The sequence below is a fragment of the Acinetobacter sp. ME22 genome (assembly GCF_022012315.1).
Classification (GTDB): domain Bacteria; phylum Pseudomonadota; class Gammaproteobacteria; order Pseudomonadales; family Moraxellaceae; genus Acinetobacter; species Acinetobacter brisouii_A.
This window is the reverse complement of the sequence record NZ_JAKLTL010000003.1, coordinates 109,445-133,080: the sequence shown is the minus strand read 5'-3', so window position 1 is coordinate 133,080 and position 23,636 is coordinate 109,445. Positions and strand designations below refer to the sequence as shown.

At 41.4% G+C, this 23,636-nt stretch carries 22 protein-coding genes and 1 other RNA gene; 14 read left to right on the top strand and 9 right to left on the bottom strand.

Annotated elements, in window-relative coordinates:
- The first annotated feature begins 252 nt into the window (after positions 1 to 252).
- Positions 253 to 759 (top strand): hypothetical protein, encoded by a 507-nt coding sequence (locus tag LVY74_RS05630; RefSeq protein WP_237814206.1) that lies wholly within the window; start codon positions 253 to 255, stop codon positions 757 to 759.
- 49 nt (positions 760 to 808) lie between these two features.
- On the opposite strand, the gene LVY74_RS05625 is transcribed toward LVY74_RS05630, so the two are convergent.
- Together LVY74_RS05625 and yhbY are read right to left on the bottom strand one after the other, a co-directional pair.
- The gene (locus LVY74_RS05625; RefSeq protein WP_151777402.1) at positions 809 to 1,345 is read right to left on the bottom strand and encodes a DOMON-like domain-containing protein; all 537 of its coding nucleotides are present in this window, start codon (positions 1,343 to 1,345) and stop codon (positions 809 to 811) included.
- A gap of 9 nt (positions 1,346 to 1,354) precedes the next feature.
- The gene (gene yhbY / locus LVY74_RS05620) at positions 1,355 to 1,678 is read right to left on the bottom strand and encodes a ribosome assembly RNA-binding protein YhbY (protein WP_237814205.1); all 324 of its coding nucleotides are present in this window, start codon (positions 1,676 to 1,678) and stop codon (positions 1,355 to 1,357) included.
- A 324-nt stretch (positions 1,679 to 2,002) separates the two neighbouring features.
- On the opposite strand from yhbY, the gene rlmE reads away from it, so the two are divergent.
- The 3 genes from rlmE to folP all read left to right on the top strand — a co-directional run bounded on the left by rlmE (position 2,003) and on the right by folP (position 5,621).
- Positions 2,003 to 2,653, top strand: coding sequence for a 23S rRNA (uridine(2552)-2'-O)-methyltransferase RlmE (gene rlmE / locus LVY74_RS05615; RefSeq protein WP_237814204.1), 651 nt, complete (start codon positions 2,003 to 2,005; stop codon positions 2,651 to 2,653).
- A 140-nt stretch (positions 2,654 to 2,793) separates the two neighbouring features.
- A complete protein-coding gene (ftsH, locus tag LVY74_RS05610; RefSeq protein WP_151778508.1) occupies positions 2,794 to 4,689 on the top strand; it encodes an ATP-dependent zinc metalloprotease FtsH in 1,896 nt (631 codons plus the stop codon).
- Between the two features lie 68 nt (positions 4,690 to 4,757).
- Positions 4,758 to 5,621 carry a dihydropteroate synthase gene (gene folP, locus LVY74_RS05605; protein ID WP_237814203.1) on the top strand — a complete coding sequence of 288 codons (864 nt, stop codon included), beginning with the start codon at positions 4,758 to 4,760 and terminating at the stop codon, positions 5,619 to 5,621.
- 60 nt (positions 5,622 to 5,681) lie between these two features.
- Here folP and ssrS read toward each other — a convergent pair.
- The 3 genes from ssrS to LVY74_RS05590 all read right to left on the bottom strand — a co-directional run bounded on the left by ssrS (position 5,682) and on the right by LVY74_RS05590 (position 6,796).
- Positions 5,682 to 5,866: non-coding RNA, 6S RNA (gene ssrS, locus LVY74_RS05600), on the bottom strand.
- Between the two features lie 89 nt (positions 5,867 to 5,955).
- Complete coding sequence (gene zapA, locus LVY74_RS05595) at positions 5,956 to 6,243, bottom strand: cell division protein ZapA (RefSeq protein ID WP_151708749.1); 288 nt, start codon at positions 6,241 to 6,243, stop codon at positions 5,956 to 5,958.
- Positions 6,236 to 6,796: a hypothetical protein gene (locus LVY74_RS05590; protein WP_151777926.1), complete on the bottom strand. Its 561-nt coding sequence runs from the start codon at positions 6,794 to 6,796 to the stop codon at positions 6,236 to 6,238. Before LVY74_RS05590 ends, zapA begins: the two co-directional genes overlap by 8 nt.
- A gap of 64 nt (positions 6,797 to 6,860) precedes the next feature.
- Between LVY74_RS05590 and LVY74_RS05585 the strand changes: the two genes are divergently transcribed.
- The 6 genes from LVY74_RS05585 to LVY74_RS05560 all read left to right on the top strand — a co-directional run bounded on the left by LVY74_RS05585 (position 6,861) and on the right by LVY74_RS05560 (position 13,071).
- The gene (locus tag LVY74_RS05585) at positions 6,861 to 7,466 is read left to right on the top strand and encodes a UPF0149 family protein (RefSeq protein ID WP_237814202.1); all 606 of its coding nucleotides are present in this window, start codon (positions 6,861 to 6,863) and stop codon (positions 7,464 to 7,466) included.
- 47 nt (positions 7,467 to 7,513) lie between these two features.
- Positions 7,514 to 8,845 (top strand): Xaa-Pro aminopeptidase, encoded by a 1,332-nt coding sequence (pepP, locus tag LVY74_RS05580; protein ID WP_237814201.1) that lies wholly within the window; start codon positions 7,514 to 7,516, stop codon positions 8,843 to 8,845.
- 10 nt (positions 8,846 to 8,855) lie between these two features.
- Positions 8,856 to 10,067 carry a 2-octaprenyl-6-methoxyphenyl hydroxylase gene (gene ubiH, locus LVY74_RS05575; RefSeq protein WP_237814200.1) on the top strand — a complete coding sequence of 404 codons (1,212 nt, stop codon included), beginning with the start codon at positions 8,856 to 8,858 and terminating at the stop codon, positions 10,065 to 10,067.
- Complete coding sequence (locus LVY74_RS05570; RefSeq protein WP_237814199.1) at positions 10,064 to 11,296, top strand: FAD-dependent monooxygenase; 1,233 nt, start codon at positions 10,064 to 10,066, stop codon at positions 11,294 to 11,296. Before ubiH ends, LVY74_RS05570 begins: the two co-directional genes overlap by 4 nt.
- A gap of 141 nt (positions 11,297 to 11,437) precedes the next feature.
- Positions 11,438 to 11,689 carry a hypothetical protein gene (locus LVY74_RS05565; protein ID WP_237814198.1) on the top strand — a complete coding sequence of 84 codons (252 nt, stop codon included), beginning with the start codon at positions 11,438 to 11,440 and terminating at the stop codon, positions 11,687 to 11,689.
- A 92-nt stretch (positions 11,690 to 11,781) separates the two neighbouring features.
- Entirely contained in the window at positions 11,782 to 13,071 is a 1,290-nt protein-coding gene (locus LVY74_RS05560) for an MgtC/SapB family protein (protein ID WP_237814197.1), read from the top strand.
- Between the two features lie 15 nt (positions 13,072 to 13,086).
- Here the strand turns inward: LVY74_RS05560 and rsmI are convergent, their stop codons facing one another.
- Entirely contained in the window at positions 13,087 to 13,932 is an 846-nt protein-coding gene (gene rsmI / locus LVY74_RS05555) for a 16S rRNA (cytidine(1402)-2'-O)-methyltransferase (protein WP_237814196.1), read from the bottom strand.
- 93 nt (positions 13,933 to 14,025) lie between these two features.
- On the opposite strand from rsmI, the gene LVY74_RS05550 reads away from it, so the two are divergent.
- The 3 genes from LVY74_RS05550 (at position 14,026) to LVY74_RS05540 (ending at position 16,067) form a co-directional block, all read left to right on the top strand.
- On the top strand, positions 14,026 to 14,427 hold the full coding sequence (locus tag LVY74_RS05550; protein WP_151708757.1) for a YraN family protein: 402 nt from the start codon (positions 14,026 to 14,028) through the stop codon (positions 14,425 to 14,427).
- A gap of 79 nt (positions 14,428 to 14,506) precedes the next feature.
- Positions 14,507 to 15,175: a BON domain-containing protein gene (locus LVY74_RS05545; protein ID WP_151777921.1), complete on the top strand. Its 669-nt coding sequence runs from the start codon at positions 14,507 to 14,509 to the stop codon at positions 15,173 to 15,175.
- Positions 15,176 to 15,182: 7 nt separating this feature from the next.
- Positions 15,183 to 16,067 (top strand): alpha/beta hydrolase, encoded by an 885-nt coding sequence (locus LVY74_RS05540; RefSeq protein WP_237814195.1) that lies wholly within the window; start codon positions 15,183 to 15,185, stop codon positions 16,065 to 16,067.
- Here LVY74_RS05540 and nudC read toward each other — a convergent pair whose 3' ends face one another.
- From nudC to dnaQ, 3 genes are all read right to left on the bottom strand, one after another.
- Positions 16,068 to 16,814, bottom strand: a complete 747-nt coding sequence (nudC, locus tag LVY74_RS05535) for an NAD(+) diphosphatase (RefSeq protein WP_237814194.1) — start codon at positions 16,812 to 16,814, stop codon at positions 16,068 to 16,070. It lies immediately after the preceding gene.
- Positions 16,814 to 18,460, bottom strand: a complete 1,647-nt coding sequence (locus LVY74_RS05530; RefSeq protein ID WP_237814193.1) for a chemotaxis protein — start codon at positions 18,458 to 18,460, stop codon at positions 16,814 to 16,816. Before LVY74_RS05530 ends, nudC begins: the two co-directional genes overlap by 1 nt.
- Before the next feature lie 128 nt (positions 18,461 to 18,588).
- Positions 18,589 to 19,926: a DNA polymerase III subunit epsilon gene (dnaQ, locus tag LVY74_RS05525; RefSeq protein ID WP_237814192.1), complete on the bottom strand. Its 1,338-nt coding sequence runs from the start codon at positions 19,924 to 19,926 to the stop codon at positions 18,589 to 18,591.
- A 205-nt stretch (positions 19,927 to 20,131) separates the two neighbouring features.
- Between dnaQ and LVY74_RS05520 the strand changes: the two genes are divergently transcribed.
- Positions 20,132 to 23,554 carry a LysM peptidoglycan-binding domain-containing protein gene (locus tag LVY74_RS05520; protein WP_237814191.1) on the top strand — a complete coding sequence of 1,141 codons (3,423 nt, stop codon included), beginning with the start codon at positions 20,132 to 20,134 and terminating at the stop codon, positions 23,552 to 23,554.
- The last annotated feature ends 82 nt before the right edge of the window (positions 23,555 to 23,636 follow it).

Genomic DNA, 23,636 nt, shown 5'->3' with positions numbered 1-23,636 from the left:
CTCCTTTGGTCTGCTCGCTTGTAACTTAAAAACGTATTGTACGCATATAGGCAAAGAAAGTCCACGTTATTTATAAATAATCAATCAGACAAAAGCACTGTGCTCAGGATTTGTAGTGAACTGCAAAAAAGCAATGTCATTATGTGAGAATTCGTTAATTGTCCGACAATTTTATGTTTAAAAAAACATCGCTTTGGTAGATTGGGTAACAGCAATACTGCAATTGATTTTGTATAAATAAGGAGCGCACTCATGGCGACAAAAACGACTCTACAAGAAAAAACAGAACAGCTTGAGCAAGCCGCAACAGAGGTGAAGCCTAAGGTTGAAAAGAAAGTTGAAGCAGCTGAAGCAAAATTTGAAGAGGTGAAAGAAAAGGCTGCGGAACAGGCGACTGAAATTCAATCTGAAGCTAAAGATGCAAGCGCTTCTTTTCAAGAGCAAGTCAAGAAATTAAAAGAAGATTTCTTACTTCATTTTAATGATTTTCGTGACAAATTTACTTTGTCGCAAGATGATTTAATTGAACTCAAAGAAGTTGTCAAAATCGAATTTGCCTCGATTGTTGAAGAATTTTCGAAGATTAGTAAAGAAGTAAAAGAAGACGTTTCTCAATTTTCTGCAAAACACAAAGAACATGTGACAGAAACGCTGCACCGTACCAAAACCAATGCGGTAGAGGCATGGCATAAAGTGAAAGATTCAGAAGACAAAAAGGTGGAAGAAAAGCCAGAGAAAGAAACTGAAGAAGTAAAGTGAGATCACTTTACTTATAAAAAAACGGGCAAATTTGCCCGTTTTTTTATACTTAGAAATGATGAAGCCAGTCACGTTTGTTGTGAAAGTCTGCTTCAGGGCTGCTATGTTGCATTGCATAAAAATGCATGCCTTGAGTTGTATCAAGAACTGCTGTCATTCCCATAAACAGGTCATGCCATTTGAGTCGATGCTGTTGCATAAATTGACTCAAATCGAGTGTTGCATTAAGTCCGTAATGGGTGCGCTGCAAGTTTAACAGTTCAATATCTTGTGCAAGTTGTGGAGGCATACTTTCAGGATAGCGATATTCTTCAAATTGATAAACTTGCCAAGCTTGGGATGGAGATAGGTTTATTTCACGATAAAAATCTTCATGTTTAACCCCAATAAACAGCTCAAAACAGGTCTTTTCCCATAGAAAATCTTGTCGAGGATGTGCTGCACATAGACTTGGCCATTGAATCAATTGTAAAGGGTCACGCAGCCAAAAACCAAGGTTAAGCGTATAAGGTGCTTGGTACTCAATAGCGCCAACCAATGAAATATCATGAAAGCGCTGAAAAGCTTGCAGCTCGTAACTTGCCATACAGGACTCTTAGTTTGCTAAATGCGCGTGACGAACAAGGTTTGATAGTTTTTGATTTTGTTTTGCTGCCTTTTTATAAAGCAAAGCAATTTTACCAATCTTTTGTACAACTTCTGCTTGGGTCGCTTGTGCTAAAGCATCGATAACTTCTGCACGTGCATCACGGTCTTCACCTGCCACTTTAACTTTAATAAGTTCGTGATCTGTTAAAGCGCGAACGGCTTCTTCAATCACGCTATCAGTAAGGCCAGAACCACCCACCATCACGACAGGGTTAAGCGCATGACCAATTTGGCGAAGTCGTTTGCGTTCTTGAATAGATAATGTTGCCATGAAATAAACCTAATTTTTGAAAAGCGCAGTAGTATAGCAAATCACAAGCAGAACCGTATAAAAAACTTAGTTATAATCACATAAATACATATTTTTTGATGATTAATTTTTTGAAAAAGTATGTTAGATTGTTTGTGTCAGTCGCTTGATCAGCATAAATTGAAGATCAGTGTTTTTATTTTGGCTCAATTTAAAAAATCAACAAGTGGTAAATTAACGATAAGTAGCATCAAAAAAACTCATGTGTTTCTGCACAGATGTATACTGCAAGTACAACGTTTTTTTCGTACAATACAAGATTGATGTTTTTAAATATAGATGATTATGGCAACACGCATTACCAACCAAAAACTGTCTAAAAGTAGTCGTGCGTGGATGAGAGAACATTTAGACGATCCCTTTGTGAAAAAAGCACAAAAGGAAGGCTATCGTGCGCGTGCTGCATATAAGCTTCTTGAAATCCAAGACAAATACAAACTGATTAAACCCGGCATGACCGTTGTTGATTTGGGAGCAGCTCCAGGAAGCTGGTCACAAATTGCAGGTCAACTTGTTGGGGGAAAAGGTTTAGTGATCGCTTCTGATATTTTGGAAATGGATGCGCTCCCAGATGTTACTTTTTTACAGGGTGACTTCAGAGAGCAGGAAGTTTTCGAAAAATTGTTAAATATTTTAAATGGGCGTCAGGTTGACGTTGTAATTTCAGATATGGCCCCCAATACATCAGGTAATAGGGCTGTTGATCAACCACGTCAAATCTATTTATGTGAATTGGCACTCGATTTTGCTCAAAAAGTTTTAGGACCTAAAGGGCAATTTGTTGTAAAAGTTTTCCAAGGCACAGGGTTTGATGAGTTTCGTAAACAGGTTGTTGACAGTTTTGATGTATTGAAAACAGCGAAACCAGCAGCGTCTCGCGCACGTTCAAAAGAAGTTTTTCTGATTGGGCAGGGTCGTAAGAAGACATCGCAATAAAGTTGACTTGCCAAGTCGATAAAAATTGTGCATGTTGTACAATTTGAAGTAACTTGAGTGTGACGACTCGCTTGTTTGAGAATAAATCATCCTAGAAATAGGGCATGATTAAATTAGATTGATGATATGGGAATAAAGCTTTGAGCGATCTCTTCAAAAACGCCTTGTTGTGGCTGGTGATACTTGGAGTACTGATATTAATTTTCAGCAATCTCGGTGATCACAAGAAACCGTCAGAAATGAACTATTCAGAGTTTGTTGCTGCGGTAAATGCAGGTCAAATTAAACAAGTCACTATCGATGGCGAAAAAATCACTGGCGAAAAAAAGAATGGTTCAGATTTTGAAAGTATTCGCCCTGCGGTTCAAGACCCTGAACTTATGCCGAGTTTGATCAAAAACAATGTTGTGGTTGAAGGTACTGCACCACAACGTCAAGGTGTTTTGATGCAACTACTCATCGCAAGTTTCCCAGTGCTTTTGATTATTCTGCTATTTATGTTCTTTATGCGTAACATGGGTGGTGGAGCAGGCGGTAAAAACGGACCAATGAGTTTTGGTAAGTCAAAAGCCAAAATGCTTGCTGAAGATCAAATCAAAGTCACATTTGCCGATGTTGCAGGCTGTGATGAAGCGAAACAAGAAGTTGTTGAAATTGTAGATTTCTTGAAAGATCCTGCTAAGTTTAAACGTTTAGGTGCATCTATTCCTAAAGGCGTTTTGATGGTTGGTCCTCCAGGTACAGGTAAAACTTTACTTGCCAAGGCGATTGCGGGTGAAGCAAAAGTCCCTTTCTTCAGTATTTCGGGTTCTGATTTTGTTGAAATGTTTGTAGGTGTTGGTGCTTCGCGTGTTCGTGACATGTTTGAACAAGCCAAACGTCATGCGCCATGTATCATCTTTATTGACGAGATTGATGCAGTAGGTCGCCATCGAGGTTCAGGTACAGGTGGTGGTCATGACGAGCGTGAACAGACTTTGAACCAGATGCTGGTTGAAATGGATGGTTTTGAAGGCAATGAAGGAATTATCGTGATTGCGGCGACAAACCGTGCAGATGTTCTTGATAAAGCATTACTTCGTCCAGGTCGTTTTGACCGTCAGGTGATGGTTGGTTTGCCAGACATTAAAGGTCGCGAACAAATTCTGAATGTGCATTTACGTAAATTGCCATCTGTTACTGGTGTCGATGTAAAAGTTCTTGCGCGTGGTACACCAGGATTCTCGGGTGCTCAATTGGCAAACCTTGTGAATGAAGCAGCTTTATTTGCAGCGCGCCGTAATAAAAATACGGTCGATATGCACGATTTTGAAGATGCTAAAGACAAGATTTATATGGGACCTGAACGTAAATCCATGATCATTCGTGATGAAGAGCGTCGTGCGACAGCTTATCATGAGTCTGGTCATGCAATTGTGGCAGAAGTTCTACCAGGAACTGATCCTGTGCATAAAGTTACGATTATGCCGCGTGGTTGGGCATTAGGTGTCACTTGGCAGTTACCTGAGCAAGATCAAATCAGTAATTACAAGCACAAAATGCTTAATGAAATTTCAATTTTGTTTGGCGGTCGTATTGCTGAAGAGATCTTTATTAACCAGCAGTCTACAGGTGCGTCAAATGACTTTGAACGTGCAACTAAAATTGCACGGGCTATGGTGACCAAATACGGTATGTCTGACAAAATGGGTGTTATGGTCTATGAAGATGATAGCCAGCAATCATTCTTAGGCAGTATTGGTAGCCGTACAATTTCTGAGGCAACACAACAACAAGTTGATACAGAAGTTCGTCGTATTCTTGATGAGCAATATAAAGTTGCATGGGATATTCTTGAAAATAATAAAGAAAAAGCTCATGTGATGGTTAAAGCATTGATGGAATGGGAAACGATTGATCGTGAGCAAGTGCTAGACATTATGGAAGGACGTGAACCACGTCCACCAAAAGTTTACGTTGCAGAAAATCCTGTTTCTGATTTAGAACCGCCAAAAGATGGTCCATCGACGCCTCCGCCATTACCTGCGATGAGCTGATCATTAAAAGAGTCACTTCGGTGGCTCTTTTTTATTTTAAACTAATGAAAATTTTTTAGGATCAGGTTATGCAATACGTTTCTTTGCCACGACGTCAACTCAACTGTGGATCAAAGTTTCTAGATTTATCACAACCACATGTAATGGGAATTTTGAATGTAACTCCTGACTCATTTAGTGATGGTGGTTTGCATAATTCCAAACAACAAGCTGTAGATTATGCCATCCAAATGATCGCTGATGGTGCGACCGTGATTGATATTGGTGGAGAATCTACACGTCCAGGTGCAGCGGAAGTTACGGTTGAAGAAGAGTTGGCACGTGTCATTCCTGTGGTTGAAGCACTATCTGACCAAGATGTGATTTTGTCGATTGACACCAGTCAACCTGAGGTGATGCGTCAAGCAGTACATGCAGGCGCTCATATCTGGAATGATGTTAGAGCGCTAACCCGTCCAAAAGCATTAGAAACAGCAGCAGAACTTCAAGTTCCTGTGATCTTGATGCATATGCGTGGTGAGCCAACCACAATGAATCAGTTGGCAAATTATGAGCATGTTACGCTTGAAGTTATCATAGAATTAAGACAAAAAATTGATTTGGCACAACAAGCAGGCATTGCAGCGGAAAATATTCTGATTGATCCAGGCTTTGGCTTTGCTAAAAATACAGCGCATAACTTACAACTACTCAATGAGCTATGGAAGTTGAATGAGTTGGGCTATCCAATTTTGTCGGCGTTATCTCGGAAACGTTTTATTGGCGCTGTTGTGGATGAGGTAGATGCAAAAGCACGTGCTGTTGGGAGTGTAACAGCCCATTTGCTTTCTATTCAGCAAGGTGCATGCATGGTGCGAGCACATGATGTGAAAGCAACCGTTGACGCGATTCATATCTGGAAGGCGATGCAAAACTGGAAAGACTGGGAATAAGAATTAAAGAAAGCTGGATAGGAGAAATTCAGCTTATTTATGTTTACTGCAATAGTAAAAGAGTACTCCGAAGATGCCGCTGCATGTCGTTACCCTTGAACCCTAAAGTTCAAGGTGGACGCGACGCATACTTGCTGGGTGTCCTACTCAAGGTAGGCATACGCTCTAAATACGCAGAACGCAATCCTAAAGTAAAAGTATCGGCTCAGGGGAATTCGACCCGCTGGCGAACATCTCAGAGACTATAGACAGTATAACCAATAACAAACAGGATGCAAATCGCTTCGATGAGCGCATTGTTAAGTTATTTTTCAAGTGTTGCTGATTTGTGCGGTTATTTCGTCATCTCTTCAACTTCTGCAAGTAAACTACTCATGATTCGCTCACAATGCGTATATTCTTGCAGAGATTTGTTGAGAGCCAAGACTTCTTGCATTAATTCTAATGCCACCATAATGACCAATTTGTTATGTTCAACTCGTGGTGCATTACGGCGAAATTCTTGAAATTTTTCATTGAGTAGTTCAGCCGCTTTTTCTAAATCTGGCTTTTTTTCGACTGTAGTGGCTAAGCGAAAAACCTGCTCAATCATGCGTAACTCGACAGTGACGGCCTCACTCATGTGAATTTTCCTCATTTTGTTCAGTAGGATGGGCAAGCTGCTGAATTTCTTGGGTGTATTGATCTTGTTCTGTCCCTAGCACGGACAGACGATGAATGATGGCTTCAACTTTGGACTTTGCTTGCTCATTTTTTTGAATCAAACGTTCTTGCTCTTGCTTTAATGCCGCAATTTCCTGCTGTGCATGTTTAGAATCATTTTGCAGTTTTTCTTTGACAACGCGTAATTCATTGCGTTCATTCAAAATTTCCTGAAAACGATTTTTAAGATCGGTACAACTTTTTTCCAAACGATTGTAACGATCAGCCAAGGTCGTTGCATCTTGGTTAAGTTGTTTATATTGAGATTGCAGGTTGCCTAAACTATCTTGCAATGTATCAATTTCATCTTGCTTTTGCGTAATGATGCTATTTTTCTGCGTCAAATGTGCATGATGTTGTTCATCGCTTTGCTGTTTCGAGGCAAGCAGAGAAGTATTTTCACGCTCAAAATGCGCTAAACGGTTTTTCACTACCGCAATATGTGCCTGAAGGCGCTTTAATTCTTCTAACATAACGTGGTCGCACAGTGTTGCAAACAAAGGTAATATATACGAAGTATAGAGATTGGATAAACGAATGCAAGACGATATTTCTGGTTGGTCAGAGTGGGAACGTAATTTTTCTTCAATCGAAGAAATTTCAAGCCCGAGTGAGTTACATGGCTTGTTGACAGGTATAGTTTGTGTGACCCAGCCGCCTAGCCGTGAAGAATGGTTACAAATCTTAGAAACATTAAATGTACTCACATTAAACGAAGATGCACTGCTACTTTTAGCAGATGAAGCTGAAGATGTAGCGCATGCGTTAACAGAGGATGAACTCGACTATTTGCCTTTACTGCCAGATGATGACCATGTACTTGAAGAACGTGTACAAGCGCTTGCGGATTGGTGTGCGGGTGTTGTTCTCGGTTTTGGTTTGGCATCTGGACATTTACGTCAAGATGAAATGGAACTGATTGAGCATTTGCAAGAAGTTGCTGCGGTCGAGTTTGAAGATTCGGACAATGATGAAGAAGGTGAAATTAGTTATCAGGAATTGTATGAATTTGTACGCCTCATTCCTGTGAGCTTATCGATTGGACGTAAAAAAACTGAAGTTTCAGAAAGTTCATTGCTGCAAAAGAAACAGCAAAAAAATAGCACTGTTGTAGAAATGTTTACTCCACATCGTCCAAGTTAATTGGATGATGTGTACATCACCTTATTAGATTGATAAAGAAGAACATCATGAAATTGACTCAAATTGATTTTCAACAGCGCCGTGCGCAACTGGCACAGAAAATGGGTGCAAATAGTATTGCGATTATTGCGACAAGTCCTGTGGCTTATCGTAATCGTGATGCAGACTATAAGTTTCGTGCTGATAGCAGCTTCTTTTATTTGACAGGATTTGCTGAGCCAGAAGCCGTTGCGGTGATTGAAACATTTGAGTCGGGTGATGAATATAGTTATAGCTTGTTTTGCCGTGAGCGAAACCGTGAGCTTGAAATCTGGAATGGATATCGGGCAGGTATTGATGGCGCGATAGATGATTATGATGCAGATGAAGCTTATGCGATTGATCTACTTGATGAAGAAATTCTTGAAAAATTACTGAATAAAGATCGTCTTTATTATCGGATTGGTCATCAAACTGAATTTGATGCCCGTGTCAGCCAATGGCTGAAAAAAGCCGATGCTCAGCAACGGCAGGGGCACGGTTCTCCAGCACAAGTCGTGCAGTTAGATCGAATTGTCGATGAAATGCGTTTGATTAAATCAACACAAGAAATCGAACTGATGCAGATTGCTTCCAAGATTAGTGCCAAGGCACATACCCGTGCCATGCAAGCTGTGCATCCTGACATGATGGAATATGCGCTTGAAGCAGAACTCAACTATATTTTTGGACAGTATGGCTGTGTGCCATCGTATAACAGTATTGTTGGTGGTGGTGCGAATGGCTGTATTTTGCACTATGTCGAGAACAATCAAGTGCTGAAAGATGGTGATTTGGTTCTGATTGATGCTGCGTGTGAATATGAATGTTATGCCTCAGACATTACCCGAACATTTCCTGTCAATGGTAAATTCTCCGCAGAACAAAAAGCGCTGTATGAAGTGGTTCTGGCATCGCAATATGCTGCAATTGATGCCGTTAAAATTGGCAATTCATATCGCGAGCCACATGCGGTTGCAACCAAAATTCTAACCGAAGGTTTGCTGGATTTAGGCTTACTCAAAGGTGAGTTGAATGAGCTTTTAGAAACCGAAGCGTATCGTCAATTTTATATGCATGGTACAGGTCACTGGCTGGGTATGGATGTGCATGATGTGGGTGCATATAAAACCGCGGGTGAATGGCGTGCCTATGAAGCTGGCATGGTGGTGACGGTTGAACCTGGGCTTTATATTGCACCAGATGATGAAACTGTGGATGCAAAATGGCGTGGTATCGGCATCCGTATTGAAGATGATGTGGTGGTTACAACACATGGTCCACGTGTACTGACTTCAGATGTAGTCAAAGAAATCGCAGATATTGAAAAATTAATGGCTGAAGCGCGTTTGTCTAAATAGAGGTTCAAAGATGCAACAACAAGTGATTATTGTTGGTGGTGGTATGGTTGGACTCAGTTTGGCATTGATGTTGGCGAAAGCCAAGATTGAAGTCAAATTACTTGAGGCGATTCAATATCCTCAATTTGCTGAAGGGCAACAGGAAATTCCGTATCACTCGAGTTTTGATGCGCGAAATAGTGCCTTGTCACGTCGTAGTGTGCAGATTTATCAGCAACTGGGGTTGTGGGATGTGTTGCAACAGCATGCGACGCCTATTCTGCAAGTCCATATCACCGAGCAAGGCAGTTTTGGGAAGGCGCGTTTGGTGGCTGAACAGGAAAATGTCGAGAGCTTCGGACAGGTCATTGAAAATGCTTGGCTTGGACGAGTTTTACTGACTCAAGTCAGTCAGCAGCCTCTGATTGAATTGATTGATGGCATACAAGTGACTGCATTAACCCAAAATACTGAGCAAGTCACGATTCAGGCAAAACGCGGCGAAGAAGAACTTAAATTCACTTCAAAATTACTGATCGCTGCCGATGGTCGTGATTCATTATGCCGTCAGGCGCTCGGTGTGGGTGTTGATGAGCATGATTATGATCAGGTTGCGATTGTCACCACGGTACAAACCTCTAAACCGCATCAACACGTCGGTTTTGAGCGTTTTAGTCCCTTAGGCCCATTGGCATTATTGCCTTTACCAGGTGAATATCGCCGTTCAGTAGTCTGGCCTGTGAAAAAAGGCACAGAGCATGAGTGGTTGGGTGAGGAAAATGATCAGCATTTCCTTGATGCCTTACAGCAAACTTATGGTGATCGAGCAGGACGTTTTGAGAAAACAGGCAAGCGTTTCTGCTATCCGTTATCGCAAGTGCTTGCCCACCAACAAGCCGTAGGTCGTGTGGTGATTATGGGCAATGCTGCACATACTTTGCATCCTGTCGCAGGGCAAGGTTTTAACCTGTGTCTGCGTGATGCCGATGTGTTATTGCGTTTTATCCGCCATCAGCTTGAAGTGTCCGACGATATTGGTGATGCAGAGATGCTCAAAGCCTATGAGCAATCCCGTTTGAAAGATCAGCAACGCGTGATCAAGTTCTGTGACAGTGTTGTGCGTGGTTTTAGTAACAATAATCCTGTACTAAAAGTTTTGCGTAATGCAGGTCTGATTGCATTTGATGTGATTCCAGGGGTGAAACCTTTGGTGGCTAGTTATGCAATGGGGTTAAAAGCATGAGTCAATATGATGTCGTGATTATTGGTGGCGGTTTGGTGGGTGGCTTAACAGCTTTGTTACTGGCACAAGGCGGCGTACAAGCGACAGTCCTTGATGCAGCACCCATTTTAGATGCAGACAGAGTTTTAGCTGAGCCGAATCCACGTGTTTTAGCACTAAGCCATGCCACCATGCATTTGTTGCAAAAAGTTGGTGTGTGGGAATTATTGGCTCGGCATATGCCTTATACGGGTATGCAGGTTTGGAATCAAAATGGTTATGGCGAAATTAGTTTTGGTCAGACCAGCGCAAGTTTTCCAATTGCTGAGCAGTGGCTCGGCTCAATGGTCGAACCGAGTGTCTTGAATCTTGCGATTCAGCAAAAAATGCAGCAACAGATTCAGGATTATCGGACTCAAGTTCGAGTGGCAGATCTACAACAGCTTCCCCAAGGTTGGCAAATCACTTTGGCAGATGGTGAGATGTTGCAAGCTAAGCTGGTGATTGGGGCAGATGGTGCGAATTCATTTGTCCGTGACCAAGCCATGATCGGGTTGGATATTTTAGATTACCATCAAGCTGCAATCAGCTGTGCGATTAAGACCACACAGCCACATGAGTATGTCGCACGTCAGATTTTCTTGCCGACAGGCCCATTGGCGTATTTACCAATGTGCAGTCTGAAACCTGAAGAGCAGGGTGACTGGCAGTCGATTGTTTGGACTTTGCCTGATGATTATGCTGAAGAATATCAAAAACTTGATGATGCAGACTTTATGCAATTGCTCAATCAAGCCAGTTTGCATATGTTGGGTGAAGTCGTTGAGGTCACACCGCGCGCAAGTTTTCCACTCAAAGCACGTTCGGCTGAACATTATGTCAAAGCAGGTCTGGCTTTGATCGGTGATGCTGCCCATGTGATTCATCCGTTAGCAGGGCAAGGGGTCAATATTGGTTGTTTAGATGCTGCTGTACTGTGTGATGTACTCCTTCATGATTTGTCCCGTGGTGTCTGGGCACATGAGCAAACGCTACGTCGTTATGCTCATTTACGCAAAGGACAAAATGAAGCCATGATGCATAGCATGTCTGCAATTGGCTGGCTTGAAAGCTCTCAGCTAACACCTTTGGTTTGGGCAAGAAATTGGGGTTTAAAACAAGTTCAAAAACATGAATTTGCGAAAGATTTATTTATGCAGCAAGCCAGTGGATTGGGGGCATTAAAATCGACCCGTTATGCAGTTTTGTGACTGGCCGATGTTTTTTTGTCTAAAAACTGAGAATTTTTTAATTTACCCTCTTTGCGATTGCAAAATAGATTGATACATTTCTCCCTAATTGTTAAATGCTGCAATGACAGTTTACGCAGAGCATAATTTGGGGAGTTAGTCATGACGGACGAAATGAATAATTACGACGATGCAGATGATGCTATTGTCGATGATGATGAAGCGAAAGCCGCAGAGAAAGGCGCAAGTGACGCTGATGAAAATGTCAGTGATGTTGATCTTGCTGAAGCTGAAACCTTGACAGTAACGGCGAAACAAAAGCAACGCCAAGCACTAGAAGATGAAGTTGCTGCATTCCTTGCGCGTGGTGGAAGAATCACAGAAGTTCCACCAGATGAAACGGCTGAGGACTAAAGCAAATTAAAAAAAGCACTAGTTGATCTAGTGCTTTTTTATTGGGCAATCCATCATAATCATTTTATCAATAAGAATAATATGGATATGCCATGAGTCTAACGATACATACTTTTTATGAAACAGTCACTTTCCAAGATTGGATTGCCGTTTTGGCGGCAGCGCTCGGTTGTGGCTTACTGATGGGGTTAGAGCGTGAGCGACATCAATCTAAAGAGCAAAAGCAGGCATTTGTTGGGCTGCGTTCATTTTGTTTAAGTACCTTACTGGGTGTCTTGTGTTTTGCGTTTGGTTTAGAAATTGCAGTTGTGGGTGCAGTTCTGATTGGCAGTTTAGCGGGCTATGCACTATGGGTACAAACTGAAGATCGTGGTGTGACCACAGCGCTTGCTTTTTGTATGAGCTATTTTATTGGCGCACTTTGTTGGTGGAATATTGCGATTGCAGCGAGTATTTCTGTGACGGTAACCATTATTTTGTGGGCGAAAGAAGATCTGCACGATCTTGCCAGTCAGTGGGTTACTGAGGCTGAATTGCGTGATGGCTTACTGTTATTGGCATTGGCACTGATTGCCTTGCCACTCATGCCCAATCAGCCATTATGGGGACCTGTATTGAACCCGTATCTGATTGTAAAACTATTGGTATTGATTCTTGCTGTTCAAGCCTTGGCACATTTAGCAAAGCGTTTATTTTCCAATCAGCAAGCTTTGATCTTCTCGGCATTGGCTTCTGGATTTGTTTCGAGTACTGCCACAATTGCCAGTTTAGGAATGCAGGTTCGGGCGGGGCAGGCTCATCCAAGTCGTCATGCTGCTGCGGCTCTAATGTCTTGTGTTTCGACTCTCATTCAACTGATGTTAATTGTTGCCAATAGTAGTTGGGCATGGTTTAAGTGGATTGCATTGCCTTGTGTGATTGCAACAGCGGTTTTGGTGTTTGCCAGTATGCTGTTATTACATCGCAGTAAGCACGATCAGCAGCAGACTCTTGAGGAAGAGCAAACCTATGATTCGCCCATGTTTAGTTTAAAGCAAGCCAGTCTCATTGCTGTAGTTTTGACGCTTATTCAAATGCTGGTCTATGGTTTGGGATTGTTGCTTGGTCATGCGGGATTATTGGCAGGAACATTACTGGCATCTTTATTTGAGATACATGCTGCGATGGCGGCTGTGGTTTTGCAAGCTGAACCCAGTTCAGCACAAGGCACTATTTTATTGTGGGCATTTATGTTGGGGTTGGCAGTACATGCCATCGCAAAAAGTATCAATGCAGTGATTGCTGGAGGACGGGCATATGCTTTGGCATTTGTACCGATTCAACTTGTGCATATGATGGTCTTGATTGCTTTACTCTGGTTGAGTGCTCACTGGTTGGAGTGAGCACTTTATTCTAGCTTAGTTTTCCTGTGCTTGAGTTAATTCTAAAGCACGCTGATAGGCAATTTTCTTTTTCATTCCTGTCAGATCAGCCACAATTTGTGCAGCGGCTTTGACCGAAACGTCTTGTAGCAAGCGATTCAGCCATTCATCAAGTTTGGCTTGGCTTAGATCTTTTTCAGTCGCGGCTCCACCAATCACCAGTACAATTTCACCTTTTTGCTGGTTATGATCGCGTTCAATAAATTCAACCAATTCACCCAGCGTCATTTTCTTAATAGTTTCAAAAGTCTTAGTAATTTCGCGAGCAAACCCAACCGCACGTTCTGCACCAAATACATCTCTCATGTCTTTAACGCATTCTAAAATACGATGTGGTGCTTCATAAAAAATAAGGGTCTGTGTTTCATCTTTGAGTTTTTCAAGCTGAATCAAACGCTGTGAAGACTTAGAGGGTAAAAAACCTTCAAAGCTAAAACGGTCACTCGGTAAACCCACTGCACTAAGCGCTGCAATTGCTGCGCAAGCTCCAGGCACAGGCGTTACACGAATACCGTGTTCTTGTGCAGCACGAACCAATTTAAACCCTGGATCGCTAATCAGTGGCGTTCCTGCATCGCTAATCAGCGCAAGGTTTTCACCATTTTTTAGTTTTTCAATGAGTTGATGAATTTTATTGGCTTCGTTATGATCATGACAGGCAGTAAGCGGTGTCTCAATATTAAAGTGTTTGAGCAATTGTGCCGATTGGCGAGTATCTTCAGCAGCAATCAGGCTGACTGATTTTAGAACTTGAATTGCACGAAAGGTCATGTCATCTAAGTGTCCAATTGGGGTAGCAACAACAAATAACTGAGCACTCATTTCATTCTCCAACAGGCAATCAATTAAAGCGTCTAGTGTACCTGATTTTCATGCAATCTGAGTCACTGTGCTAGGTCGAGTCGAGCATGTCGTATGAAAAATAGTAATGCTTTGGGGATTTGGGCAGAGCAACAAGCGGCTACACATCTCATCATGGCTGGCTTTCAAATCTTGGCAAGTAATTACTGCTGCCGCTATGGTGAATTGGATTTGATTGCGGTCAAGCAGGATACAGTGATTTTTGTTGAAGTTAAGGCACGTGCTTCAGATCGTTTTGGTTGTGCTGCTGAAAGTGTGATTGAAGCCAAACAGCGTAAATTAATTCGTACAGCGATGTATTTCTTACAACAGCATGAGTTTTATCAGCAATTTTCCTGTCGTTTTGATGTGATTTGTATCCAAGTACATCAACAAATTGCAAAAATGCTACAGCAAGATTTTTCTCAGCTCACTTATGATTTGGACTGGATTGAAGGTGCATTTACTTTGGATTGAGAGTTCTTTAAGCTGTATCGAGATTGTGAAGCAGATTATTGAAATATAGAAGAAAATAGCAACGAAGGAGTTTTTCTGAGTGTCTAAGCGTATTGTATTGGCATTGTTGTGTGCTGCAAGTTTATCAGGTTGTGCAAGTTTTATTTCAGGGGGAACAGGTACAACGCCTGTGGGAACCGAAAGTGGTGCACGTTCTTTAGGTCAAATTGTAATTGATAAATCAATTGAGCGTACCGCACTGATTAATCTTTATAAATTAGACTCTCGTTTTCGACAGTCACGTGTCAATATTAAGAGTTTCCATAGCAGTGTTTTGCTGACGGGTGAGGTGCCCGATGCACATTTAAGACAGCTTGCTGAGGACAATGTCAGAGCTATGAGCGATGTCAAATCCGTGCATAATTATATTACTGTAGGTGATCAAATTAGCTATGCCACAATTATGCAAGATGCAACTGTGACAGCAAACACACGTGGGTTAATTGCTAAATCTCCTGTTATTTCAGATAGTAAGGTCTTGGTTCATACTGAAGGTGGCGTACTTTATGTCATGGGGCGTTTAAATAATGGCGAAATTGCTGATTTAAATGGCGTATTATCTCGTGTAGGAGATGTGACCAAAATTGTGACATTAATTGATAATATTGACCCATCCAATCCAACACCAACGGTGCAGACACCTGTTGCAGTAGATTCAAACACAGTTTCTCCTTCCACAGCGACAGCAACACCTTATACAGACCAATAGTTGATTTATGTTTCGTAATACTCAACCCCATGAAATATTGCAACGAATAATCAGCCAGAGTAAGCAAAAACTGGCTGATTTTCGTTTTTATGATATTGCCAGTCAAACGCTGAATCGTTGCACATCACGTAAAAGTTTTGAATTGAATTCCCATGTGGCGTATGGGTTAAAAGCGCGCCAGCGCTTGGATGTTTATCGGAGTAAATCTCCGCGATCAAGTCGCCCCCTCGTGGTTTTTGTGCATGGTGGTTCTTGGGCGCATGGCAGTAAAGAAGATTATGTTTTTTTGGCAGAAAGCTTTACTAAAGAAGGCTTTGATGTGGTGATCTTAAATTATCATCTCGCGCCTGAATACATTTTTCCAAGTTATATTGATGATTTGATCTTGGCACTCAATTATCTGCATCAGCATCAAGTTGGTTTACGCATTTCCACTCAAAATATCGTGTTGATGGGGCATTCGGCAGGTAGCTTTAATGTGATGTCTGCGTTGTATTCACCACAACCTTATGATTTGGCTTGTCGATCAGGGATTCGTGCTGTTGTTGGAATAGCAGGGCCATATCATTTTGATTATAAAGGTGATCAGTATGCAGAACCTGCCTTTAATATCCAAGTCCCTTATCAAGAGGTAATGCCATACTATTTTGTTGAAGCCAATCAGGTTCGACACATTTTATTACTTGCTGCCGCAGATAATTTGGTAGGTGATTATAATACTTATGATATGCATCGCCGTTTAAATGAAGTCGGCAATCATAGTGAAGTATTTGTGATTCCTAAAACAGGACATATTAGTATTGTTGCAACGGTATCGAGTTGGTTTAGTCGCTATTTTCAAACCAAAGCGGTGATCTTAAAGCAACTTGACCAACTCTTCCCACCAAACTAATTAAAGTGCTTGCCCTTGGGTAATATGCATAATCATACGGTGAGCAATACTGCCTTCATGTGGAATTTCAGGAAGCTGCTCAAAATGGAAAAATTGAGCATCCTGAATTTCTTCTTCTTGGAGTTGAATTTCGCCACTGTCATATTCGGCATGAAAGGCCAACATGAGGTTACTTGGAAATGGCCAAGGCTGACTCGATAAGTAACGGACATTTTTGACAGTTACGCCCACTTCTTCCAAAGTCTCGCGGGCAACAGCTTGCTCTAAGGTCTCACCGACCTCAACAAAACCTGCAATTAAACCGTACATGGTCTTTTGGCGAACTGATTTCGCGAGTAGAAGCTGGTCAGTGCCTTTGGTAATAATAGTGATGACACAAGGTTGAATACGTGGGTATTGATGATAACCACAAGCAGGGCAGACCATACAGTATTCAGTCACATGCGCATGGGTTTTTTCGCCACAGTGGCTACAGAAACGATGGTTTCTGCGCCATTCAAGCAGTTGCATGGCACGGCTTGCCTGTTCAAATTCATGTGTTGACCACTGGGTAATCAACTGACGAATTGGAATAAGTTGTAAACCTTCAGGAATCGTCTCATCTTCTTTTAAATCTCGGGCAATCACTTGATCACCCGAGCGAAATATTAAATCACTTGCCAATTTCTCAACTTTTGGAAGCTGTAGATTTTGGTCGACTAACAACTGTTGGTTTTGAAAGATATATGCAAGTGATAATTTTGACATTAGGCTACACTTTTTAATTTTTGGCTACTATGAAAGGCAACATCAAACATACGATACATGATTGGATGGTGTTGATGTAATGTTTCAATCAACATATCCGCACTGGCACAGACATCCAAAATACGTTGAATCTCTGTGGTTTCGAGCGCTTTATTTGCTTCAACCTGTTCTTCAATAAACTCAGCACAATTGATAAATGCCTGATAAAGAGGATCATACTGCAATAAGAATAAAACTGCGCCTGCAATTTCTCTAAATTGGCTCGCAAGATTTTCAAGCAATGTATTTTCATGGGACTGCGCATAAGCAATCATGCTTTGACTTGAAAGATCAACCAAAGCTTTAAGTTCATGTACCAAGACTTTGTAGGCATTATCGAGGCGATCAAGTGCAATATTGGCATTGTTGACTGGATATTGCAGCAGATTTGAACGGTATTGACGAATCAGTAAACCTAAGTCATTTAATGCTGTCAATAAACTATTCATGAGTGCCTGAGTAAACTGCTCATTTTGGAAATCTTGAGCGGTCTTGAGCAGTTTGAGCTGATCAGCAAGTTGCTGGCTAATATCAGATTGGTTCAAAACAGTCAGTGTATGGCAGACATTGACCAATTGCTGCTTGATTTCTGAGGTACGTTCTTCAGTAAAAGTCGTGTAATTAAATTCGATATCTTTACGCAAGATCGTAATGTCATCGCTTAATAAATCACAAACGGTATGAATGGTTTCCTGATCTGGGCCAAAGAGCTGTTTACGATAGAGATAGAGCTCTGAATCAGACAAAATTTCATCACCAACATTGAGTTGTTGACGTAAATAGTCTGAGTGATGGTTATCTTGAGTAATACATAACGATAAAATATCAGAAACATCTTCGAGTGATGAGCTGAAACCAAGAGGCTGTTTTAAAAATTGTGCCATTTGGGTTTCTAGATTAATCAGAATGCGCAGGCGCGGTTCAGTGATCAAGCTACTATTTAAATGACTGAGGACAATACGGACTAAATTCCAGTACTGTTCACTTTGGGTTTGCTGGGCAATTCCTGAAACATAGGTACCAACCAATTTAAAGCCTTCGAAATCAAGTTTATGTGCTTTATTGGTTAATAACTTGAATAAGCAGTTTTTATATAAACGGTGAATTTGCTCGCTTTTTTCCAAAGCGCTTTCTAAAGGTAAACTCAATTGAGGATAAACACTATTGAGGATACGCTGAACTTGGTTACCTTCACGCGTCAATGGTTTATTGAGTGAGATTTCAAGTTGATTGAGACTTTGTAGCAGAAATTGAGGAATATTCAGTTCTTTTACGCAGCTAAATTCGATATAACACTTTAATGTGGTAATCCCTTCGCTGAGATGCTGAATATCACTGGTAATAATCTGTTGTGGATTGCTCATGATTTTGCGCATGAGTTCAGCACTATATTGAGCAATTTTGGCAATATCAGGCTGATCGATCAACAATAAGATTTGTGAACATTGTTCAAGCTGTAACAACGCATCATCAATTCCAAACGGGAGTTGCTGCTCTTCAACCAATGTTGCGACCGCAGACTCAACAAGTTTAATTGAATTGTCGACCTCATTTTTTATAATTAATAACGCGGTTGGATCAAAATGAATCGAGGTTTGGTAAGACATAAATCTGCACCTGTCCTTTAATTATGCTGTGTCTTGTCGCAGTGAGAATTTAAGCCACTGATGCTATTTACAATAATATAACTAAAATCAGTGGCGGTGAAAGAGCTTCCCTTCATGAAAACTGTAATTTATTTGGCAAACAAACAGGGTTCCCCATTTTTTTCCTGATATTGTTTGACCCAGTTCTCATGTGCTTCATTTTCTTCCGCGGAAGGTAAAATCACAGGAAGCGTAACATCAAATTGTACCCGACGAATAGAGGTCTCATTTTGTTGATCATTTTGTGATAGGGCATCCATGTCAAAACTGACTTGCCCACCTGTCATGGCTAAATAAACATCTGATAAAATCTCGGCATCAAGTAATGCACCGTGGAAAGTACGGTCTCGTGCAGGGATTTCATAACGTCGCACTAAGGCATCTAAAGAATTTTTTTGACCAGGGTGTTTACTTTTTGCCAGAGCAAGGGTGTCGATGACGCTACAGACATCAGATAAAGCACCGAGTCCAACACGTTGAAATTCCATATTGAGGAAGTTCATATCGAAGCTTGCATTATGTGCAATAATTTCCCCACCTTTGAGATAGTCAAACAGCACTTGTGCAATTTCGGCATATTTCGGCTTATCTGTTAAAAATTCATCGGTGATACCGTGGACTTGAACCGAATCACCCACAGGTTTTTCAGGGTTGATATAAATATGAATTGAACTGCCTGTCAGTTTACGATTGATCATCTCAATCGCACCAACTTCAATGATTCGATCGCCGTCCTGATAATAAAAACCAGTGGTTTCTGTATCGAGAATAAACTGACGTTGTCCATGCTGTTCAAGTGTAGCAGGCGTAATTTTAATCTGTGGATGTATTGAAGAAGGCGCAGAATTTGGCTCTGGCTTTTCAGATTCACTTTCTATGTTCTCAAAGCTATCTGTCTGTTCATCATCTGCATCGAAATCTAAACCGAAGGGGTCATCGAGCAGCCAGTCACTGCTCTCTGCTTGGGGCTTTTTTATATCTTGCATAGGAGGATTTTTAAGTTGCGCCTGTGTTTGATCTGCACCACGATTGGCCAATTGATCTGCTTTTTCATTGCCAGCATGTCCAGCATGTCCTTTAATCCAGTTCCACTCAATTTCACGACCTTGGCAAACTTGATCCAGCTTTTGCCATAAATCTGGATTTTTGACCCCTTTCCAGTCTTTCTTTTTCCAGCCATGAATCCATTCGGTAATGCCTTGTTTGACATAGTTGGAGTCAGTCCAAATAATCAGCTTGGCTGTGTGTGGGCAAAATAAAATCCCTTCAATGGCAGCAGTCAGCTCCATGCGATTATTGGTGGTGTTGGGTTCTCCGCCACAAAGTTCGTGTTTGGCATTTTCTGTGAGAATATATGCCCCCCAACCACCTAAACCGGGATTACCACGGCAGGCGCCGTCGACGTAAAGTGTGATTGTGTGTGACATGATACAAAACCCAAACTCAGTAAAGTGCAAAAGTACAGTATTCTAACCCGCAAAATAGTTGGATTCAGTAATGACTGAACATTTTTTAATTTCTTGTAACATTTATATGAAGATCAGCGTAGCATAAAGCCTTGTGCGATCAACATGCTTACATAAAATGGCAATGTGAATATTGCAAGTCTCGCGATTTTGTTTGGAACCGTATATGTTTAAACCTACCACAGCATTGTGGCAACTTTCTGCACCGCAATTTTTTAAACTTTCTCTTTTAAGTTCTACATTTGCAGCAATCGCATTGAGTACAGGATGTAGCTCTGCCACCACAACAACACAGCCAAGCAAATCCAAACAAGTCGGTTCTGACTATCTCGATGCTGATTCTTTAGATTCCTTAGAAGATTTACTTTCGGCAACAGATATGAGCGCAGTGGAAGGAGATCGCCTACAAGTCTTAAAACATGGTGATGTCTGGAAACGTATGACTGTGGGTTTCAAAATGGATGAAAGCCATTGGGATCCAAGAATTGAGGCGCAGAGGAATTGGTTTGTATCACGTCAGCCTTACTTAGATCGCATGAGTGCGCGTGCCAGTCGTTATTTATATCATACGGTTAAAGAGGCTGAGCGCCGTGGTATGCCAACAGAGCTGGCATTGTTACCTGTGATTGAAAGCTCGTATGACCCTGCTGCGACCAGTTCCGCATCTGCCGCAGGTTTATGGCAGTTTATTCCAAGTACAGGACGTATTTACGGTTTACAGCAAAGCGGCACCTATGATGCGCGTCGTGATGTGGTTGAGTCGACTCGTGCGGCTTATGAGTTTTTAGGAAGCTTATATAATCAATTTGGTTCTTGGGAGTTGGCACTGGCTGCCTATAATGCGGGACCAGGTCGTGTACAACAGGCAATTAACCGCAATCAGGCACTGGGTTTGCCAACGGATTATTGGTCATTGAAGTTGCCACAAGAAACCATGAACTATGTTCCTCGTTTCTTGGCTGTGGCACAAATTGTCAAAAATCCACGTGCCTATGGTGTCAATTTACCACCGATTGCTAACCGTCCTCACTTTAGAGAAGTGCAGGTGGCATCGGGTGTATCTTTGAGTGATATTGCCAATACAGTCGGTTTAACTCGAGCTGAACTGTACGCGCTCAATCCAGGATATCGAGGAGATGCCATTGATCCTGCAAGTCCTGGACGTATTTTGATTCCATCTGATATTAGCCCTGTGGTGGATAAGCGCTTATTGGCATTAAAATCAAGCACAGGTTCAGGTGGTTTCTGGGCCAGTAATACGACGACTAAACCTGTGAATAATGATCAGGTTTTAACGCCTGTTCATTCAGCACCGCCTGTTATTCAGACCATTGACAGTGCTGCAGCAATTAGTCAACCGAGTCGGAATATGGCTTCAGTGACAACGCGCCAACCGACCACCACTGCTGCGAACTTTCAACGTAAACAAACTCCACAAAATGCAGGTGATCTTGCAATCTTTGCAAGCAATGCCGATGTTCCAAGTGCGCCACGTATTCCTGTGGCAGTCACAACAGCAAGTAATGTCAAAACGCCAATTTCGACAGAACCACCGATTTCAACACAAGAAAAAGCACAGATTCAGGCAGAAATTAAGGCTGAAGACCAAAAGAGTCAAACAGTTGCTAAAGTGTTACAGCCAGAAGCAAACAATAATGAAAAACAGCAAGTAGTTGATGAAATCAAGGCGATTGCGCCTGCAGGTACCGAAATTGTCGATCCTTACGATGGTAAAATTAAACTGACGGCTATTCAGACCAGTTTATCGGTTGCAGAAAAGCAAGGTAAGGAAGTCAGTAAGAGCTTTGCTTATCCGAAACAGGTTGTAGATACAGTGTCTCCTGATTCAGATGATGCGAAACGTAATCAAGGCAAAAATGTTGTTAAGACGGACACAGATGTTGTCGTGGTTGCACCAACAGGTAAGAAAAGTAACTATAAGGTCGTTGCGGGCGATACCTTAGCAATCATTGCCATGAAAAATGGGGTATCTTGGCGAGATATTGCCAAATGGAACCAAATTGACCCAGAAGCACCATTATTTGTTGGGACAGTATTATATTTATATGATGCAAAACCACCACAACCAACCACAAATACAACAGCGAAAACAACGCACCCTGATACTTATATCGTAAAAGCCAATGACAGTTTATCTGCAATTGCTGATCAGTTTGATATTAGCCTGAAAGATTTAGCGGATTGGAATAACCTGTCTGTATCGGGTAATTTAATGGTGGGTCAGAAATTAATTCTTAAGCAGCCAGTAGAAAAGAAAACAGTTGATACAACAGCTTCACGTAATAAAGCTACGAAAGTTAAAACAAAAGTTTATAGTGTGAAGCGTGGTGAATATCTCAAGGTGATTGCAGATCGCTATGGTTTATCAGTGCAAGAACTGGCAGATTTAACGCCAAATTTGAATAGCAGTAGTGCATTGATGGCTGGACAAAAGATTAATGTTCCTTTGCATGAGATGGCTACATCTGAAATTGACCAACCAACAGTAACCACAGATAGTAAAGCTGTAAAAACAGATAGTTATAAAGTACAAAGTGGTGAAACACTCGGTATTATTGCAACGAAAGCCAAAATGTCGGTGAGTGATTTGGCTGAGCTGAATCAAATTAAATTGGATGCTCCAATTTTTGTTGGTCAGGTTTTAAAGGTTCCTGTGGGTTCAATCAAGGCAGTCACAGTTACACCTACAGTGAGCACGAAAACTCCTGAATATCATGTTGTTAAACGTGGTGAATCGATTGCTTCTCTTTCTGTGAAATATAATATTTCACAAGATCGTTTAATTGAAATCAACAATTTAGGTAAAGCGCTAAGTATTCATCCTGGACAACGGATCAATTTAAGTGATGATGAGCAGCCCGTAGTTGCTACGACACCAGACAGCTATATTGCAAAAGCGGGTGATAGTGTTGCCAGTATTGCGAAAAAGTTTAATTTGCAAAGCCGATATTTGGCAGAACTCAATGATTTATCCAGTACAAGTAAACTCCGTGCAGGGCAAAAGCTGCGTCTAGTTGGTGATATTGCAGATAAATCGGAAGATAGCCAGAATACGCCAAGTCGCTATACGGTGAAAAAAGGGGATACCTTAGCCAGTATTGCTAAAAAATATCATTTACAAATGAGTTATTTAAGCGATTTAAATAATTTAAGTGATGGTAAAGTGCATGCAGGACAGCAACTCCAGTTAACTGGTGATCTTCCTAAAAAAGTAGAGAGTAAAGCAGCGAGTGCGGATACGCTCAAAACCAAATCAAGCCATTCGAGCAATACTGAAAGTTATGCAGTAAAATCAGGTGAGTCTTTGAATGCCATTGCCAGTCGTTATGGTTTAAGCACGAAAGATTTGGCTGACATGAATGATATGAATGCAAAAGCAGGCTTGCGTCGTGGTCAAACGATTGTCGTTCCTAAGTTGACGACAACGTATAAAGTGAAATCGGGTGATTCACTGATTCGTATTGCCAATAAATACAATATGGATGTGAAGCAACTGGCACAAATGAACGACCTAGAACCAAATGCTTCGCTGCGTTTAGGTACAACTTTAAAAGTGCCAAATTCATAAAGCATTTTTGAAAAAATCCCTCAGTTGAGGGATTTTTTATGCGTATGATTAAAATCGTGATGTTGTTATTAAAATAAAGGTT